General features: G+C 41.3%; 15 protein-coding genes. 12 read left to right on the forward strand and 3 right to left on the reverse strand.

Annotated features, from left to right (window positions below; all coding sequences use genetic code 11):
• Position 1: 1 nt before the first annotated feature.
• The 3 genes from M313_RS0103130 to M313_RS24945 form a co-directional block, all read right to left on the reverse strand.
• A complete protein-coding gene (locus M313_RS0103130) occupies positions 2–802 on the reverse strand; it encodes an alpha/beta fold hydrolase (RefSeq protein ID WP_010192363.1) in 801 nt (266 codons plus the stop codon).
• A gap of 4 nt (positions 803–806) precedes the next feature.
• The gene (locus tag M313_RS0103135; RefSeq protein WP_029326309.1) at positions 807–1,280 is read right to left on the reverse strand and encodes a hypothetical protein; all 474 of its coding nucleotides are present in this window, start codon (positions 1,278–1,280) and stop codon (positions 807–809) included.
• A gap of 186 nt (positions 1,281–1,466) precedes the next feature.
• Positions 1,467–1,559, reverse strand: a complete 93-nt coding sequence (locus M313_RS24945; protein WP_010192368.1) for a YjcZ family sporulation protein — start codon at positions 1,557–1,559, stop codon at positions 1,467–1,469.
• Between the two features lie 174 nt (positions 1,560–1,733).
• Here M313_RS24945 and M313_RS0103145 point away from each other — a divergent pair, with 174 nt between their 5' ends.
• The 12 genes from M313_RS0103145 to hutG all read left to right on the forward strand — a co-directional run bounded on the left by M313_RS0103145 (position 1,734) and on the right by hutG (position 17,123).
• Positions 1,734–2,630, forward strand: coding sequence for a manganese catalase family protein (locus tag M313_RS0103145; protein WP_010192370.1), 897 nt, complete (start codon positions 1,734–1,736; stop codon positions 2,628–2,630).
• A gap of 321 nt (positions 2,631–2,951) precedes the next feature.
• On the forward strand, positions 2,952–3,977 hold the full coding sequence (locus tag M313_RS0103150; RefSeq protein ID WP_010192372.1) for a C40 family peptidase: 1,026 nt from the start codon (positions 2,952–2,954) through the stop codon (positions 3,975–3,977).
• A gap of 836 nt (positions 3,978–4,813) precedes the next feature.
• Positions 4,814–6,955, forward strand: a complete 2,142-nt coding sequence (locus M313_RS0103160; RefSeq protein ID WP_010192376.1) for a zf-HC2 domain-containing protein — start codon at positions 4,814–4,816, stop codon at positions 6,953–6,955.
• On the forward strand, positions 6,955–9,009 hold the full coding sequence (locus M313_RS24460; RefSeq protein WP_010192377.1) for an RNA polymerase, sigma-24 subunit, ECF subfamily protein: 2,055 nt from the start codon (positions 6,955–6,957) through the stop codon (positions 9,007–9,009). Before M313_RS0103160 ends, M313_RS24460 begins: the two co-directional genes overlap by 1 nt.
• A gap of 85 nt (positions 9,010–9,094) precedes the next feature.
• Positions 9,095–9,397, forward strand: a complete 303-nt coding sequence (locus M313_RS0103170) for an ArsR/SmtB family transcription factor (RefSeq protein ID WP_010192379.1) — start codon at positions 9,095–9,097, stop codon at positions 9,395–9,397.
• A 114-nt stretch (positions 9,398–9,511) separates the two neighbouring features.
• Entirely contained in the window at positions 9,512–10,297 is a 786-nt protein-coding gene (locus M313_RS0103175; protein ID WP_010192380.1) for an SDR family oxidoreductase, read from the forward strand.
• 37 nt (positions 10,298–10,334) lie between these two features.
• Positions 10,335–10,952, forward strand: coding sequence for a hypothetical protein (locus M313_RS0103180; RefSeq protein ID WP_157182404.1), 618 nt, complete (start codon positions 10,335–10,337; stop codon positions 10,950–10,952).
• A gap of 92 nt (positions 10,953–11,044) precedes the next feature.
• Positions 11,045–11,485 (forward strand): histidine utilization transcription antiterminator HutP, encoded by a 441-nt coding sequence (hutP, locus tag M313_RS0103185; RefSeq protein ID WP_010192384.1) that lies wholly within the window; start codon positions 11,045–11,047, stop codon positions 11,483–11,485.
• A 135-nt stretch (positions 11,486–11,620) separates the two neighbouring features.
• Complete coding sequence (hutH, locus tag M313_RS0103190; protein WP_029326310.1) at positions 11,621–13,120, forward strand: histidine ammonia-lyase; 1,500 nt, start codon at positions 11,621–11,623, stop codon at positions 13,118–13,120.
• Between the two features lie 120 nt (positions 13,121–13,240).
• Positions 13,241–14,899 (forward strand): urocanate hydratase, encoded by a 1,659-nt coding sequence (hutU, locus tag M313_RS0103195; RefSeq protein WP_392396749.1) that lies wholly within the window; start codon positions 13,241–13,243, stop codon positions 14,897–14,899.
• A 3-nt stretch (positions 14,900–14,902) separates the two neighbouring features.
• Positions 14,903–16,162: an imidazolonepropionase gene (hutI, locus tag M313_RS0103200; RefSeq protein WP_010192390.1), complete on the forward strand. Its 1,260-nt coding sequence runs from the start codon at positions 14,903–14,905 to the stop codon at positions 16,160–16,162.
• Positions 16,155–17,123: a formimidoylglutamase gene (gene hutG / locus M313_RS0103205; RefSeq protein WP_010192393.1), complete on the forward strand. Its 969-nt coding sequence runs from the start codon at positions 16,155–16,157 to the stop codon at positions 17,121–17,123. The genes hutI and hutG overlap by 8 nt, the downstream gene beginning before the upstream one ends.
• Positions 17,124–17,141: the final 18 nt, after the last annotated feature.

Raw genomic sequence — 17,141 nt, forward strand, 5'->3', positions numbered from 1 at the left:
TCTAGGGAGTTGATTGACTCCCTTTTGTTTGTTTTTGTTTTTGAATAAATTGTTTTGTAATCGCATTAAGGACCGTTGAATGTTTGGTTGGGATTTGGTGTTTAGCTCCACTTACATAGATAACCCTAGTATTGTGATGGCGGGTGATGAATTTATACTGATAATGATGAACATAATAATCCTTTTGTCCATATACGAGAAGGATGGGGCAAGCAATAGACTGCAGCTTCTTGGTGCAATTGTAATTTAGACCTTCTACATACATTTGATAAAGTGTGTCTGCATCTGTTTTTAACATATAATCCGCCATGTCCTTTTTAAACTCCTTGGAATAAGAGTGTGCATATGCGATTACATTTGCTATTGGCTTCATCATATTCATTTTGGATGCCATTATGCCCAGTAGAAACTCGCTTCCTAATAATACCGAGTTGACTTCTGAAAATGCCCCAATTAATAATAGCCCTTCCACTAAGTTCGGGTATCTTAATGCAGTTTCCATAGCAATGGAGGCTCCATTGGAATAGCCGCATATGAATACTTTGTCTATATCTAACTGGTTACATACATCGTGTAGATCCCTAGCCATAATGGGAAAGTTGATAGGGGCACTCCCTTTCTCACTGTTTCCGTTAGCTCGTAAGTCTATATATAGGAGTCGGAAATCTTTGGACAAGGGTAGTTGCTGTTTAAACGTGATATGGCCCATGCCAGGTGGATGGATAAATAAAATGGTAGTAGGTCCTTTTCCAATTAATCGGTAGAAAATCCTTACATTATCCCTTGTGCGAACATACCCCATATTCTCACCCTCCTTGAACTTGTTTATTGGTGAAAAACAATAATATTCTCCGCACCAGAAAACCAACAATTAGACCAGGTATAACAAATAACATAGGCGTCCAAACAGGTCCTACAATTACACCCAATAGCTTTATTTTTCCCGATAGCATCAGGCCAACTGTAACAAAATAAGCACAGCTAACGAAGGGAAGAAAGGAATAAGGTGATCTTCCACCACCCGCATCTTTAAAAGCATCCCACATCGCAAAAAAATACAAGCAAGGATAAAACATGAGCCACAAGTAATTTGCTTCTGTTATTGCCCTATCCATTTCTCCATTAAAACTGTACAGGATAATGGAATTGAAATTAGCTTGAACATTAATTAAAAACTCCAAGAAGATAAAGGTGAGTCCTTTAATATATCTTTTGTTGAGTAATTGGCCAAATCCAGGAAGCGCAATGCTCCATAGTAAACGCTCAAGGGGATTGTTCATATATGAAAGGCCTTGTATTAGTATGTATGTCCATATGTTGATCGCATTTTTCTTGCATAGATAGATTCCTCCAGCCATTACTCTCTCCTTAGCTTGACCTATCACTTCTGAATTATGTTTATTACACGTATATTCCTCATGAAAAAAACGCAGGGATATTGGCTCCTGCGTTTTAGCTCTATAGGGTTAATATATATAAGCCGCTCCGATGATGATAAGAAGAATAAATAAGATAATGAAAAGTGTGAAGCCTGCTCCACAACCTGCGTCTTTGCCCATTTATACATCTCTCCTTTTGACGTTGATAACATACCTTATGTTGCAAACACCCATAGTGTATAGGCGAATGTCCTGTATCTATGATAAATGCCTCTTGTTTGGTTATAGGACAATTCCCAGAAATCATACAAGTAAATAGAGCCTTTTTGATTGGATAGAGGAGGGTGAGAGAAGATGTTCTGTCGTACAAATCGATTGCTGATCCCGTTGCCTAAACCGAAAAATCCAGATCCCAATGGTGCAGCGGCTGTTCAAGAACTGCTTGGCGGGAAATTTGGTGAAATGTCTACACTCAATAACTATATGTTTCAATCCATTAATTTTCGCAATAAAAAGAAGTTAAAACCATTCTTCGATTTGGTGGCAAGTATTACAGCAGAGGAGCTTGGTCATGTTGAGCTGGTAACCACAACAATTAACCTGATGCTTGAGGGTGTTACATATCCTGCTCCACCGGATGCAACGCCGCTAAGAGACACCAAAGATTTCCGCAACACCTATCAATATATCGCCAATGCTCAAACGGCTCTCCCTGGAGATTCAATGGGCAGGGCATGGACCGGTGATAATGTCTTCAACAGTGGCAACTTGGTGTTGGATCTATTGCATAACTTTTTTCTGGAATGCGGAGCAAGAACCCATAAGATGAGGGTATATCAGATGACAGACAATCCAGTGGCCAGAGAAATGATCGGCTACCTCCTCGTTCGGGGTGGGGTGCATGTGGTAGCATATGCGAAAGCCTTGGAGATAGCAACAGGAGTAGACATTACAAAGCTTGTTCCGATACCGAGCTTGGAAAATAAGGCGTTTGAAACGACTAGAAAATTTGAAGCAGAAGGAGCACATAGAAAGCTATACACCTTCAGTCCGACTGATTATAAGGATGTAGCTATGATCTGGAAGGGAAGTCATCCTGAAGATGGAGGAAAGCTTGAAGTCATACAAGGCTCTCCACCTGGTGCACCAATGCCGGACCTCCAAAGTGTCCCTGAAGAATTTGCACCAGGAATATCCCAAGAAGACTTCATGGAAATCGCCAAAAGACTCCAACGCTCTGCTGGGATTTAGTTAAAAATTGTATTATTGAAAATAAGCGGATTTTTAGCTGTTGATTGGAGCAAAAGGCGTAGACTCCTGCGGGGGAGTAGCGGCATTGTTGAGACCCCGCAACGAAGTGAGGAGGCTCAAGGTCGCCCCGCGGAAAGCGAAGCCATTTGCGGAAATCAACAGCGGTGTTTTATATGACCATGCTTGTAGAGACTTTCGTTCTACAAGCTTTTTGTCGTTTTTAAGATAAATGTGAAGAAAATTCTATATTATTGTTGAAAAATTCGTGCTACTATACAACTATACATAGAAAAAGTGACCAAAGAGGAGAATCGAACAAAAATGAAAAAGAAAGTAATGGCAGGTGCTCTTGTAACTTCCATCATGTTTTCTGGACAAGCTTATGCTTCTGATTATGTTGTGAAATCTGGTGATTCCTTATGGAAGATAGCTAACAATAATCAAGTTTCTGTTAGTAATATCAAATCTTGGAACAACCTTAATAGCGATCTTATTTATCCAGGTCAAAAGTTACTATTACAAGCAGGCGGTGCCACATCTCAACCAGCACCAGCACCAGCTCCGAGCCAACCTACTTCTATTACGTACACGATTAAAGCCGGAGATTCTTTGTCCATCATTGCAAGGAAACATCAAACAACTATAGCCAATCTTTTGAAACTAAATCCTTCCATTAAGGACGTTAACAGAATCTATATAGGCCAGAAAATAAACGTGGCAGCACCAAGTAGCACGGCACCGAGTCAACCTGTCGCACCTGCTCCTAGTCCAAGCAAACCTGCGCCTAAAGCTAGTACTTACATTATCAAGAGTGGGGAAAACCTTTCATCTGTTGCGAACAGACATGGTGTAACACTTAATGCCTTGTTGTCTGCCAACCCTTCCATACAAAATGCAAACCGTATTTACGTTGGACAAGTTATTAATATCCCAGGAGATGTAACTGCTACTCCTGGTAATGATGCTTCATGGGAGGCAAAAGCGGATGCAATTATTGAAACAGGGAAAAAATATTTAGGAGCAAAATACTTGTATGGCGCTTCCACAAACCGCACCGATGCATTTGATTGTTCTTCTTATACGGTAAAAGTATTTGCTCAAAACGGAATCAACCTACCAAGAACTTCTGCGCAACAAGCGAATGTAGGAAACGAAATACCATTGAGTGATATCCGTAAAGGGGACTTGGTATTTTTTGATACAGATGGAGATGGGATCATCAACCACGTTTCCATCGTGACGGATTCAAACACGCTTCTTCATGCTGCTACTAGTACAGGGGTTGCTTTCTCTTCTTATAATACTTATTGGAAACCGAGAGCGGTGAAAGCGGTTCGTGTTCTTTAAGTTTTACAAAATGTTAATATAACCATCAAACCAGTTTAACAAAGTATGAATATAATGAATCTTGTAAGGTTGTTTCACACTTTTAGCAGAAAGCTGTTGCTTTGTCTAACATGTCATGAATTACTCCCCTTTTTCATAATGAATAGATGCAACGGAACAACCTTTACCCTTTATCATTAAAATAGGCTACTTTCCCAAACTTGATGCCAGGAAAAAAGAGATGAATCGGATGCATCTCTTTTTTTCGTTGGCTTTTTTTTAGAGATAAGAAAGTATATGATTCGGTTGATTTCCGTTCCTGGCGCTTCGCTTGCCTGCGGGCGGTCCGTGAGCCTCTAGGAAAGCGAAGCCATTTGCGGAAACCCACAGCGGAGCACAACCAAGCAACCAAAAAGGACCGGGCAGTTTTGCCTGGTTTTTCTTATCTCCTCCTCAAGACTTAGTATCGTTCGGTATAAAGCTGGAAATGACTGTAGGTAAAAGAATGAAAGAAAACCATTCTGCAGTATGTTATCGAAAACAGCGTCAAAATCTATACTAAGAGTGAGAACAAAACAAAGGAATGATGGAGGATGAAAACAATGTTAACATTACTATTCGGAAGAAAAAATGAGGATTTGGCGAAAAGACAGGAAGCGTCGATGGATGAAAAAAGATTAGAGATATACCTAAAAAGTGATATTGTTCGAAGATTCTAGTGAAGCTGCTGAAAATTGGTGGCTTCTTTTTTTATGAACATTAATCAAATAATACATTCATTTTTCTGAAAATAAACCATGTAAATGGTATAATTGTCGATATAAGACAAAAGATTCATAAAAAGGGTGAAAAAGGATTTGAATGAAGAAAGTCAAGAAATAAAAGAGATATTGTCTGGCAACAAAGATAAATACTCTCATATAATTGATCGCAGTAAGGACAAGCTTTTTGCAGTAGCATATCATATGTCTGCAACGGAATCAGAAGCAGAAAAACTAATAGAACAAGGTTTTCTTGAGGTTTATCAAAACCTAGAAAAATACGAAGAATCAATCTTTTTTTCTGATTGGCTTTACGAACGATTCATTCCCCTATTAGGTAAGAAGAGAGTAAAGGATAATACTAAACAGGCCAAAATGCCATTTCATAATCCACATTATATCGAGATGGAAGAAGCGCTTCATTCCTTGGCACCTGAAGCTAAGTTTCAATTGCTTCTAATTAAGCTGATGGATTTTACACCTGCTAAACTTTCGGGATTTATCGGAAAAAGCAAGGAGGAAATAGAAAAGAACTATTCAGCCTCCTTAAAACAAATCCGCCGTTGCACTTTATCAAGTGAAATCCATGAAGAAGGCGAAGACTGCCATAGTGAGGAAGAGCTTTCTTTGTATTTTGATGGAAAGCTAAGCGATGAAGCGGAACAGAAGATGAATGATCATTTAGAGTTCTGTCCGGATTGCAGAGAAGTATTACATTTGCTTAAACAAGAAGAAGCTACGTTAGAGAAGGTGTTGGACTACCCAAAACTTAATGAATCATTTAACGATCAAGTATTGAGTAAGCTTGACCCTTATGTACCGGCAAAACCAAAGCATCGAACGTGGAAATATCAACTTAGTGTTGTAGGAATATTAGGCGCAATCTTCTTATTCAGTGTCGTTATTTTACCAACCCTTAAGCCGCTTGCATCCATGGTTTCCACTTATATGGAGCATGGAACCATTTATAATGTCTGGACGGAAGGTACATATGCAGTTACTGATGAAGGTATAACTTTAGAGATTACAGATGTGGAAATCGATTCTCTGTATATGGCTGTCTACTATGAGATTAGTAGAGTAGGTGATGAGCCACCTAAAAAATTTCCAGTTGAAGATGTGGATTTTTATAGCTCGAAGCCATTAAGAATTGTAGATGAAGCTGGTAGCCATTACCCCGTTGATGCAACGATACCAGATCATCTTCGGCATGCAAGGAGTCTTGCTGAAGAGGAAGGGGAGGAAAAAGAAAGGCCCTACTATCTTTTGAAAATGCCTGATAAGCTACCTGACGAGTTTAACCTTGAAATAAATTTCGCTAGGCTCCAGGGACAATATGGAAAATGGAACATAGAAATTCCGATAAGATATGACAAGGTAGAAGACACAGCTGTGACGGTTAAATTGGATAAAACGATAAACATTGACGATAAAGCAGTCGTTGATATAATGGATGCTACCTATAGTAAAAACGGCAGCAGAATAAGGTATAAAGTCAACCATACAAAAGAAGAGGAAGCTAGATTAAGGAAGCTCTTGAAGGAACATGATCAGGAATATAGGATGGAAGAAATACTTCAGGGTCGTCATGTTGGACTTCATGTTACAACGGAAGAAGAGCATCTTGTCTTGCCTAATTACTTTCACTTTATGGTTTATGAACCCAATGAACCGGTAGAATTATATTTTTCGAATTATTACATTGGTAATGAGCAACAACAACAAATGGGCAACCATCAAATACAGGGGAAAATAGAAAATCCTGAGGAAGAACTTTATATAAAAATGTTTGGGGCCTCTTTTCAAGAGCCAACATTTTTCTCTCTGGAAGTACCACTTAAAGAGACAGAAACGACTCCTTTAGAGAGCGAATTCAGTAATTATAAGTTATTGGATTACAGTCTAACCCCTGAAAAGGATGGGGAAGGAAATATCACTAAGTATGCGCTCATCATTAATGGGGAGAATCAACAGGAGGGAGCACGTGGAGATATTGGCTGGAGCGTGTCGGATCAATCTGGTAATTACATTCCAACAGAAGGCTGGTATCATTACGAAGACATGCAAAAGGAAGGTAAGAAAAAGTTGCTGCATGTTGATATCGTCCCACATAACAATGTTTTTCCTGAAACTTTGGTGATAAAAGCGGACTATATTTATACCCATTACGATGAAAAAGAGTGGGAAAAGTTCCCTCTGTTTACTCAAGAGGAAAAAAATGATAGTGAGTCAGAGTAATGGAAGAAAGAATATATGTGGGAAAAGTACTAGCAGGTGACTTGGCAGCTTTTGAACCAATCATTGAAAAATATAAAGACAGTGTTTACAGAATGGGATATTGGTTATCAGGTAGTCAGAAAGTAGCTGAAAGAGTTACCAATGAGTGCTTTATAAAAGCGTTTAAAAACCTATCAACCTATCAGGAAAAGGAACTGTTCTCGTTTTGGTTGTATCAGGAGGTATTACCTCTCCTGAAAGAGTTGCCCATATTGGAGAATGGTAAGGGCTTTGGAAACTGGCTTTCTGACAATCCACATTATATGCAATTGCAGGAAGAGATACTTTCTTTACGAAAGGAAACGAGGGTTCCATTGTTGTTTTCCTATTTACTCATTGAGTTAACGGATGAACGGAAAGCGGCTCTCTCCGAAAATAGCTTGAGAGAATTCACTGGGTATCTATTGGAAGCGAAAAAAATAATTCGGCAGAACTTTGTTTCCCAAAGTGAGAAGCCTACTGATTCATGTTTGAGAGTGGAGGAACTAATTGCCTATCAGGATGAATTACTGGGGAGTCCGGAAGAGATCCGTATGGACGACCACTTGGAATTTTGTCCGGGATGCAGAGAGTTGCTTCAACTAATAGAGCGGGAAGAGAGCATGTTACAGCAGGTGCTTCAATCTCCGTCACTGGAAGTAGATTTTAATGAAAAGGTATTACAACAGTTAACCCCATATTCGGTCATAAAACCAAAACAACGAACGATGGTTTATCAGTTAGGCGTAATTGGTGTAATGATTGCCTTGATTGTCGGTGGGTTTGTTGTTCTGCCGACTGTTACCCCTTGGACCAAAATGGCAAGTAATTATCTAATGTACGGCAGTTTCTATAATGTATGGGCAAAGGGTACTTATACAGCAGAAGACAATGATATTACGGTAGAAATAACAAACGTGCATGTTGATCCTTTACATATGGTGGTTCACTATGAAGTATCCAGTGAAGAAAAGGGAGCAGGCGGTGGTGGAGTTGACAGGTTTACCGTTTATGCCAAGGATGAAGATGGTAAAACGTATGCGATGGAGGCTGCATCCGCAAAGGATAGTCTTATGGTAGAAAACGGAGCTAGCCAGGAAAGTTTAGTTGACGCGAATTTTTATGTGAGAGCACTGAACGAAGCAGCACTGCCGGAAAACTTCACTCTAATCATTGAATATCATATGTTGAATAGCAGGGGCGGAGATTGGAAGATTGAGCTTCCGATAGAATATGATAAAGCAATGGAAGATATTGAATTGCTGGAATTAAATGAAATACTAGTTGTTGATGAAAAAATTGAAGTGGAAATCCTTACTTTAGAGAAGGGCAAGTATGGTACCAGACTGAAATATGATGTAAGGCTGAAGGAAGAGGAAATCGAAAGAATAGAGACAAACCTGAAACTCACAAATCAGAAATATGATGAACATTTTTTAATGAGTTATCATGATGTGTTTGCCTCTGTGGTATTGGTCAACAATACAAATGAGTACCTGGTTCCAATCGGTTATCCTTCTTTAAATAATGTGAGCTCCATAAATCAAATTGATTTTTCAAATATTTACACTGATCAGGACTTAATGGAAATCAAACGTGTAGCTAAAGCGGATGAAAAGCTTTTTGCAGAAATTAAGACCATCTTTTATTTTGAACCGGGGGTTTATTCACTTACCGTTCCACTGGAGGAAACAACGAAGCAACCATTGAATATTGATTTAGATGGATACACAATGGACGAGCTGTCTGTAAACAGGCAAGAAGGGGAACTAACGAATGTGCTTATTACAGGGAAGCGAACTCAAAATTATAAAAAACGTAACTTTCAATGGGAGTTTTTTGATGATAACGGGCAAAGGATGAATGTGTATAATATCCCTGATTATGATTGGTATGATCGACAATCAGTAAACGAAAAAGTGGAATTGATTAATGTGGAAGTGGATCCTGAAGAATCACAATTAATGATACAAGCTAGTCAAATATCGAATGATTATTTTTTTGGAAAAAAGGAATATAGAATTCCACTAAATTAGTGGATTGGCGTTTGCATGTCCCAATTGCAGTACTTTCTTGGTATAATGGAAATCAGATGAAGTGGACGATGAAGGAGTATTTTATATGAATGAAAAAGCGATTCAAACATTTCGCGATTGTATCCCATTATTCCAAGTACTGGCGGATGAAGCAAGACAGGATATTATTCTGCTATTGGCTGAAAAAGAAGCATTAACTGTAACTGAGATCGCAGAAACGTCCAGGCTTTCCAGGCCGGCCATTTCCCACCACTTGAAAATTTTACGTGATAATAAACTTGTGGAAATCGAGCAAAAAGGAACTCAACGTATTTATTCTCTGAGTTTGGAGCCATCTGTTGCCATGCTTAAAGATTTAATTGGAATTGTGGAGAGTGAGTGTTTATAGTTTGTAGTGGAGGCAGCCATGAGAGTGTGGCTGTTTTTTCTTAGGTTTCGTTCGTTACAAGTCAAATTGTAAACGTTATAATAAAAGTAGTAGAAAAGAAAGGGCGTGTTGTTGGTGGAAATGAATCTTAAAGGAAAAACGGCTTTAATTTTGGCTTCTAGCCAAGGTCTTGGAAAGGCAATTGCCTCTTCTCTCATTGATGAAGGAGTCAATGTGGTTCTGGCGAGCAGAAACGAGGAAAAATTAGCTAATGTGCAGCGTGAACTAATGGATAATGAAGGTGGGAGGGCTTCTTATATCCAAACAGACATTACTGACCCTACTCAAATTAAAAGTGCCGTAAATCATGCGGTGGATACATATGGTCGACTTGATATTTTGGTAAATAACGCCGGGGGTCCTCCTGCCGGTTCATTTGAACAGATAACCGATGAGCAGTGGAAGCAGGCTTTTGAATTAAATCTATTAAGCTATATTAGAACCATCAGGGAAGCACTTCCCCACCTTAAGAAAAACGGAGGGAAAATCATCAATATCGCTTCATCCTCCATCAAGGAACCAATTCCTGGCTTACTTCTATCCAATACGTTCCGCACAGGCATCGTTGGATTGACTAAGACATTAGCAGGTGAGCTTGCTGGAGATAATATCTTGATCAATACGGTAGCACCTGGAAGAATTGCTACAGACAGAGTGGCGTTTTTGGATGAAGTCAATGCCAAGAAACAGGGTATCACCAAAACGGAGATGGAAGAGAAAGTCAAGGCTGGGATACCGCTTGGTCGTTACGGTAAGCCAGAGGAATTTGCGAAAGTGGTAACATTTTTAGTATCAGATGCAAACAGCTATATGACTGGCAGCTCGTTCTTGGTGGATGGCGGGATGGTCAAATCTATTTAGAAAAATGGTTATAGATAGAGAGAAGGGAAGCTAGGGATTGATGAAAAATTTACTGCTTTTAATACTCGGAGGCTTTGCAATAGGCATTTTTCTAGGAGTGTTAAATGTTCAATTTAACTTCTGGATTTTTGTTGTCCTGCTGGTTTTAGCATTTATTGCCTTATCATACAGGGACGTTAAATATATGTTTTTATCCCGGGATGTGGAGAAAATAGAGAAGTATTTAGAAAAAAAGCGTCATGAGCCGTACTATGGGTTTGTTTTAGAATTGGCCCATGGAAACTTGACTGGTGCCAAGAAAGAGTTGGAGGAGCTTGAACGAAAGTGGAAGGGGAAAAAGACAGCAGTTTTTTGGGCTCAGTATTATTTAAGAGTCGGCAATTACACAAAGGCAAAAGAGCAAGTTGTAAGAGTCGATCAGCAGGAAATTAAGACGTATATCACAGCTGGGATTGCAGTGGCAGAAAAAGATTATAAGAAGGCGGAAGAGCTAAAAGGTGAAGTGAGAAAAGATTGGATGAAGTTTGCCATCGAAACGGAACTTGCTCTAAGCCGTAAAAACTATGTACTTGCAAAAGAAAAGAAGGAGCAGGCTTTAGCGTCCACAAAAGGTTTGCAATATTACATGATGTCCAAGGAGTTTCAAGAAATATAAAAGGAGAAACTCCTTGACAGGAAGGCACGGACAAATTTACACTTGAGGTAGACATTAGTTATTAGAAAATTTTCAGTATTGAGGTAATGCATATGGTACTAGCGATAGATCGACGAATTGGCAAATATGCAATACTTCTCGCGATGAACGGCGACCAAGAGGAATTTCCGGTGGTAACACCGCCACAATGGAAAAGCTGTATGGGGAAAGTTGGTTCCATGGATTCGCAAAAAGTGGTAGCAGCCATTGAAACTGCTGCCAAGCGGGAAGGTATCATCAAATCCGATGGATACAGGGAAACACATGCACTATATCATGCCATCATGGATGCGCTTAGTGGAGTGACACGCGGTCAAGTGCAGCTTGGTTCTGTCATGAGGACCGTAGGATTGCGTTTTTCCGTTGTAAGGGGAAATCCTTATGAGGACCTAGAAGAAGGTGACTGGATTGCAGTTGCACTTTATGGGACGATTGGGGCTCCTGTCAGGGGATCGGAGCATGAAACAATCGGTCTCGGAATAAATCACATTTAAATATTTTGCCCATAGTTGCTGATAAATAGGGGGCTGTACTTTGATCATATTACATGGTCGAAGTATGGCCTCTTTTTGTGTGGGAAAAGGGGGAAATCGTCTATGGAGAAACAGCGGGAAAAGGGGAGAGTCGCAATGATTACATTAAACGGCGAATCGTTGACGCTTGAAAAATTGAATGGAATTTTATTTGAAGATAATCAGGTGGAAGCGTGCAAGGACGCAATGGTGAAGGTGGTCGCTAGTCGGGCAGCGGTGGAGAATATTGTGCATAAAGGGGAAGTGGTTTACGGAATTACAACGGGGTTTGGGAAGTTCAGCGATGTTTTGATTCCATTTGAAGAGACGGCAGACTTGCAACGGAATCTCATTCACTCTCATGCATGTGGAGTGGGTGAAGCATTTGATGAGGTGATAGGGCGTGCGATGTTGATATTACGTGCAAATGCTCTTTTGAAAGGTTATTCTGGTGTCCGTCCTATCGTCATTGAACGGCTTTTACAATATGTAAATGAGAGAATACATCCTGTTGTTCCGCAGCAAGGTTCGCTAGGAGCAAGCGGAGATCTTGCGCCGTTGTCACATTTGGTCCTGACCTTGCTTGGTGAGGGTGAAGTTTTTTATGAGGGAAAAAGGCGAGATACGGCAAGTGTGCTAGCTGAAAAAGGAATTACCCCGATCGAATTGAAAGCGAAAGAAGGTCTTGCCTTAATAAATGGCACACAGGCAATGACGGCTGTAGGGGTAGTCGCATACCTAGAGGCGGAAAAGATGGCTTTCCAAGCGGAGTCGATTGCAGCGATGACCTTTGAAGGACTAGAGGGAATTGTGGATGCGTTGGACCATGATGTTCACAGGGTTCGAGGGTACAAGGAGCAAGTGGAAGTTGCGGAGCGGTTTCGGAAGTTGTTGGATGGAAGCAAGCTTGTGACAAGGCAGGGAGAAAAGCGTGTGCAGGATGCCTATTCACTAAGGTGCATTCCGCAAGTGCATGGAGCATCCTGGCAGGTATTAGGTTATGTAAAAGAAAAGCTGGAAATAGAAATCAATGCGGCGACAGATAATCCATTGATTTTTGATGATGGAGGCAAAGTGATTTCTGGAGGTAACTTCCATGGCCAGCCTATTGCCTTTGCGATGGATTTTCTGAAGCTTGGGGTGGCGGAGCTTGCTAATATTTCTGAACGCAGGATTGAACGGTTGGTTAATCCACAGTTGAATGACCTGCCTCCTTTCTTAAGTCCGAAGCCAGGACTGCAGTCAGGTGCCATGATCATGCAGTATTGTGCCGCATCGCTAGTTTCAGAGAATAAGACGTTGGCACATCCGGCAAGTGTGGACTCCATACCTTCCTCAGCCAACCAAGAGGATCATGTGAGCATGGGTACAATTGGCGCAAGGCATGCTTATCAGATTGTCGCCAATGTGCGCAGGGTGCTTGCCATCGAATGGATGTGTGCGATGCAAGCCCTTGAATTCCGTGGAGTCTTCCTATCCGCACCACTCATGCAAAAATGGTACCAAGAAGGACGCACCATCGTCCCAAGCATCACCGAAGACCGCATCTTCTCCAAAGACATCGAAGCACTGTCTGCATGGATGAAAGATGAGGGCAGCGTTCTATGTAGAGCGTGAAATTCCTAGGGGGGTCTGACCCCCCTCAGAAATTTAATACTCCCGCAACAATCCTGTAACATTATCAAAAACCAAAATATATGAATCTATCAAAGGGGATGAATGGATATGGAAAAGGAAATGGTGAAGGTTATTCGTGCTCCTAGGGGCAGTGAGTTGAATACGAAGGGATGGGTGCAGGAGGCTGCATTGCGCATGTTGATGAACAATTTAGACCCGGAAGTGGCAGAAATTCCGGAAGAGCTTGTAGTGTATGGTGGAATCGGCAAAGCGGCGAGAAACTGGGAGAGCTTTGATGCCATTGTGGAATCGCTTAAAAACTTGGAAGATGATGAAACATTACTTGTTCAATCAGGCAAGCCGGTTGCTGTGTTCCGCAGTCATGCTGATGCGCCGCGTGTATTGCTGGCAAACTCCAATCTTGTGCCAAAGTGGGCAAATTGGGACCATTTTCATGAGCTAGATCAAAAAGGACTCATGATGTATGGCCAAATGACAGCTGGTTCTTGGATATATATCGGTACTCAAGGAATCCTACAAGGAACATATGAAACTTTTGCGGAAGCGGCCAAGCAATCATTTAACAATACGCTAAAGGGCACGATTACTGTAACCGCTGGACTAGGTGGCATGGGAGGTGCACAGCCGCTTGCCGTTACGATGAACGGTGGGGTGTGTATCGCCATTGAAGTGGATGAACATCGTATTGACCGCCGCATTGAAACGAGATATTGCGATGTGAAGGTCAAAACAGTGGAGGAAGCCATTCAAAAAGCGGAAGAGTATAAGAAACTAGGAAAACCTTTATCTATTGGCCTTTTAGGAAATGCAGCAGAGATCCTTCCCCAACTAGTAGAAAGAGGATTTACACCAGATCTTTTAACGGATCAAACCTCTGCTCATGATCCATTGAATGGTTATATTCCAATTAGAATGACTTTAGAAGAGGCTGCAAAACGAAGAAAAGAAGAACCGGCACAATATGTAAAACTTGCAAAAGAAAGCATGGCAGAGCATGTGAAAGCAATGCTTGATCTGCAACAAAAAGGCGCGATCACTTTTGATTACGGCAACAATATCCGCCAAGTTGCACTGGACGAGGGAGTGGAAAAAGCTTTTGACTTCCCAGGATTTGTACCGGCATTCATTCGTCCGCAATTTTGTGAAGGGAAAGGACCTTTCCGTTGGGTGGCATTGTCTGGTGATCCGGAAGATATTTATAAAACAGACGAAGTAATTTTAAGAGAGTTTTCCGATAACAAGCATCTTTGCAATTGGATCAAGATGGCAAGAGAAAAAGTAGCGTTCCAAGGGTTGCCTTCAAGAATCTGCTGGCTCGGTTATGGCGAGCGTGCCCGTTTCGGCAAAATCATCAACGAAATGGTTGCAAATGGCGAGCTGTCTGCACCAATCGTCATTGGGCGAGATCATTTGGATTGCGGATCTGTGGCATCCCCAAATCGTGAGACAGAAGCAATGCTCGATGGCAGTGATGCGGTAGCAGATTGGCCGATATTGAATGCCCTCATCAATGGAGTAAATGGTGCGAGCTGGGTGTCTGTTCACCACGGTGGCGGTGTAGGCATGGGATACTCCCTTCATGCAGGTATGGTTATCGTGGCCGATGGAACGGAAGCAGCAGGAAAGCGATTGGAGAGAGTGCTGACTTCAGACCCCGGAATGGGTGTTGTTAGGCACGCGGATGCAGGCTATGATCTTGCAAAAAAAGTGGCCAAAGAAAAAGGCGTGCACATTCCTTTGCTAAAGGAGCGTGAGTAAACCATGCAATTGGATATTTTACTGACCAACTGCGGTCAACTGCTCACAATGGATCATGAATCAGATTTGGTGAAAGGTGAGCAGATGAAAGTTCTTCCGCTTATAGAAGATGGAGCAATTGGCTGGAAGGATGGAGTAATTACGTTCATAGGTACCACGGATGAGGCAAAAGGATTACAATGTAATAATTTAATAGATTGCAAAGGAAAGCTTGTGACACCTGGACTTGTTGACCCTCATACCCACCTTGTTTTTGGTGGGTCCAGGGAACATGAGATTGCGCTTAAACAACAAGGTGTTCCTTATTTAGAAATTTTAAAACAAGGTGGAGGCATCCATTCGACTGTTAAAGCGACACAAGAGGCGGGTTTTGAGGAACTTTTAGAAAAAGCTGAGTTTCATTTAAAACGGATTCTCAGTTATGGAGTAACTGCAGTCGAGGCAAAAAGTGGCTACGGATTGAACCGAGAAACAGAACTTAAACAATTAAAAGTAGTCAAGGAACTTCAGAAAAAATATTCCATGAACATGGCATCGACTTTTCTGGGTGCCCATGCCATTCCAAAGGATTTTGAGGCAGATGCAGATCGTTTCTTAGAAGAAATGACAGGTTTATTTTCTACGCTAAAAGAAGAAAATCTGGCAGAGTTTGTCGACATTTTCTGTGAAGAAGGTGTTTTTACAATAGAACAATCGAAGAGGTATTTAACACAAGCAAAAGAAGCGGGATTTGCTGTGAAAATCCATGCTGATGAGATTGTTTCTTTAGGTGGAACAGAACTTGCTATAGAACTTGGGGCTGCATCTGCTGACCATCTCATTGCAGCGTCGGATGAAGCGGTCAACATGTTCGGTGCTTCCGATACGATTGCGGTTCTTTTACCTGGAACGACCTTTTATCTAAATAAAGATACGTATGCAAATGCGCGCGGAATGATTGACGGTGGAGGAGCGGTGACGCTTGCAACGGATTTTAATCCGGGAAGTTCGCCGACAGAGAACATCCAATTTATTATGAACCTGGCAATGTTAAAGTTGAAAATGACATGTGAAGAGATATGGAATGCGGTAACCGTCAACTCAGCAAAAGCAATCCATAAAGAAGAGGTTGCCGGAAGACTTCAAATCGGCCGTCAAGCAGATGTAGTCATCTGGGACGCGCCAAACTATCAGTACATCCCGTACCATTACGGTGTCAATCATGTTCACAGTGTGTTTTTAAAAGGGAAGGAAGTGGCAAAAGGGGGAGCTTTTCTTGAGTAAACCGACATTTTTGCAAACCTCAGGGGCTCCTCCCTTTGTAGACAGACATTATCCAAAGGCAACAGAACTGCTGCAACTTTGGGATGGGGAGAAGAAACTCGATGGGACGACCATGATCGGTGTCCCTCTTTCCAAACCTTCCATCAGTCATTCCGGAGCAAGTTTTACTCCAGGTGTTGTCAGGAAGCTGATGCAATCTTATTCTACTTATGCGGTGGAAGGAGAGGTGGACTTAAGAGATTCGGCCGTACTTATGGATGCTGGAGATATTCATATGCATGCAACAGATATTAAGGAATCTTACCGCAGGATTGAAGAGACCGTAACTACTATTTTAGGGAAAAATAAAGAGTGCATTCCGCTATTTATCGGTGGCGATCATTCTATCTCCTATTCGACATTGAAGGCAATGAATGAAGTCAAATCTGGTAATATCGGGGTCATTCAATTTGATGCCCATCATGACTTAAGGAATACTGAAGACGGCGGTCCAACGAATGGAACCCCATTCCGAAGGCTCCTTGAGGCTGGAGTGTTAAAAGGTGAGAATCTTGTTCAAGTGGGAATTAGAAACTACTCGAACAGTTCCTATTATCATCAATATGCTATGGAAAATGGAATCAAAGTTTATACCATGGCTGATGTTAAGAAGACTGGGATTGTGGAAGTTATCCGCGAGACTGTCGAATATTTAAAAGATAAGGTGGAGCATATTTACCTTTCTATCGATATTGATGTTTTAGATCAAGCATATGCACCTGGTTGTCCTGCTATCGGACCTGGTGGAATGACAAGTGAACAGCTCCTTGAAGCTATCCACTTGTTAGGGAAAGAGGAATCTGTTTGCGGGTTGGACATTGTCGAAATAGATCCAACGATTGATTTCCGTGACATGACGAGTAGGGTGGCCGTGCATTGTCTATTGGAATTTCTAAGAGGTAGAAGTTTGCTTAACAGGTGATGATAAAATAAAGGCAAC

The sequence above is a fragment of the Bacillus sp. m3-13 genome (assembly GCF_000175075.1).
GTDB classification, from domain to species: domain Bacteria; phylum Bacillota; class Bacilli; order Bacillales; family Bacillaceae_I; genus Sutcliffiella_A; species Sutcliffiella_A horikoshii_C.

Excerpts from the sequence above, each read along its gene's own strand:
- M313_RS0103130 (WP_010192363.1), bottom strand. The coding sequence starts at position 802 with ATGGGGTATGTTCGCACAAGGGATAATGTAAGGATTTTCTACCGATTA.
- M313_RS0103135 (WP_029326309.1), bottom strand. The coding sequence starts at position 1,280 with ATGAACAATCCCCTTGAGCGTTTACTATGGAGCATTGCGCTTCCTGGA.
- M313_RS24945 (WP_010192368.1), bottom strand. The coding sequence starts at position 1,559 with ATGGGCAAAGACGCAGGTTGTGGAGCAGGCTTCACACTTTTCATTATC.
- M313_RS0103145 (WP_010192370.1), top strand. The coding sequence starts at position 1,734 with ATGTTCTGTCGTACAAATCGATTGCTGATCCCGTTGCCTAAACCGAAA.
- M313_RS0103150 (WP_010192372.1), top strand. The coding sequence starts at position 2,952 with ATGAAAAAGAAAGTAATGGCAGGTGCTCTTGTAACTTCCATCATGTTT.
- M313_RS24460 (WP_010192377.1), top strand. The coding sequence starts at position 6,955 with ATGGAAGAAAGAATATATGTGGGAAAAGTACTAGCAGGTGACTTGGCA.
- M313_RS0103170 (WP_010192379.1), top strand. The coding sequence starts at position 9,095 with ATGAATGAAAAAGCGATTCAAACATTTCGCGATTGTATCCCATTATTC.
- hutP (WP_010192384.1), top strand. The coding sequence starts at position 11,045 with ATGGTACTAGCGATAGATCGACGAATTGGCAAATATGCAATACTTCTC.
- hutH (WP_029326310.1), top strand. The coding sequence starts at position 11,621 with ATGATTACATTAAACGGCGAATCGTTGACGCTTGAAAAATTGAATGGA.
- hutU (WP_392396749.1), top strand. The coding sequence starts at position 13,241 with ATGGTGAAGGTTATTCGTGCTCCTAGGGGCAGTGAGTTGAATACGAAG.
- hutI (WP_010192390.1), top strand. The coding sequence starts at position 14,903 with ATGCAATTGGATATTTTACTGACCAACTGCGGTCAACTGCTCACAATG.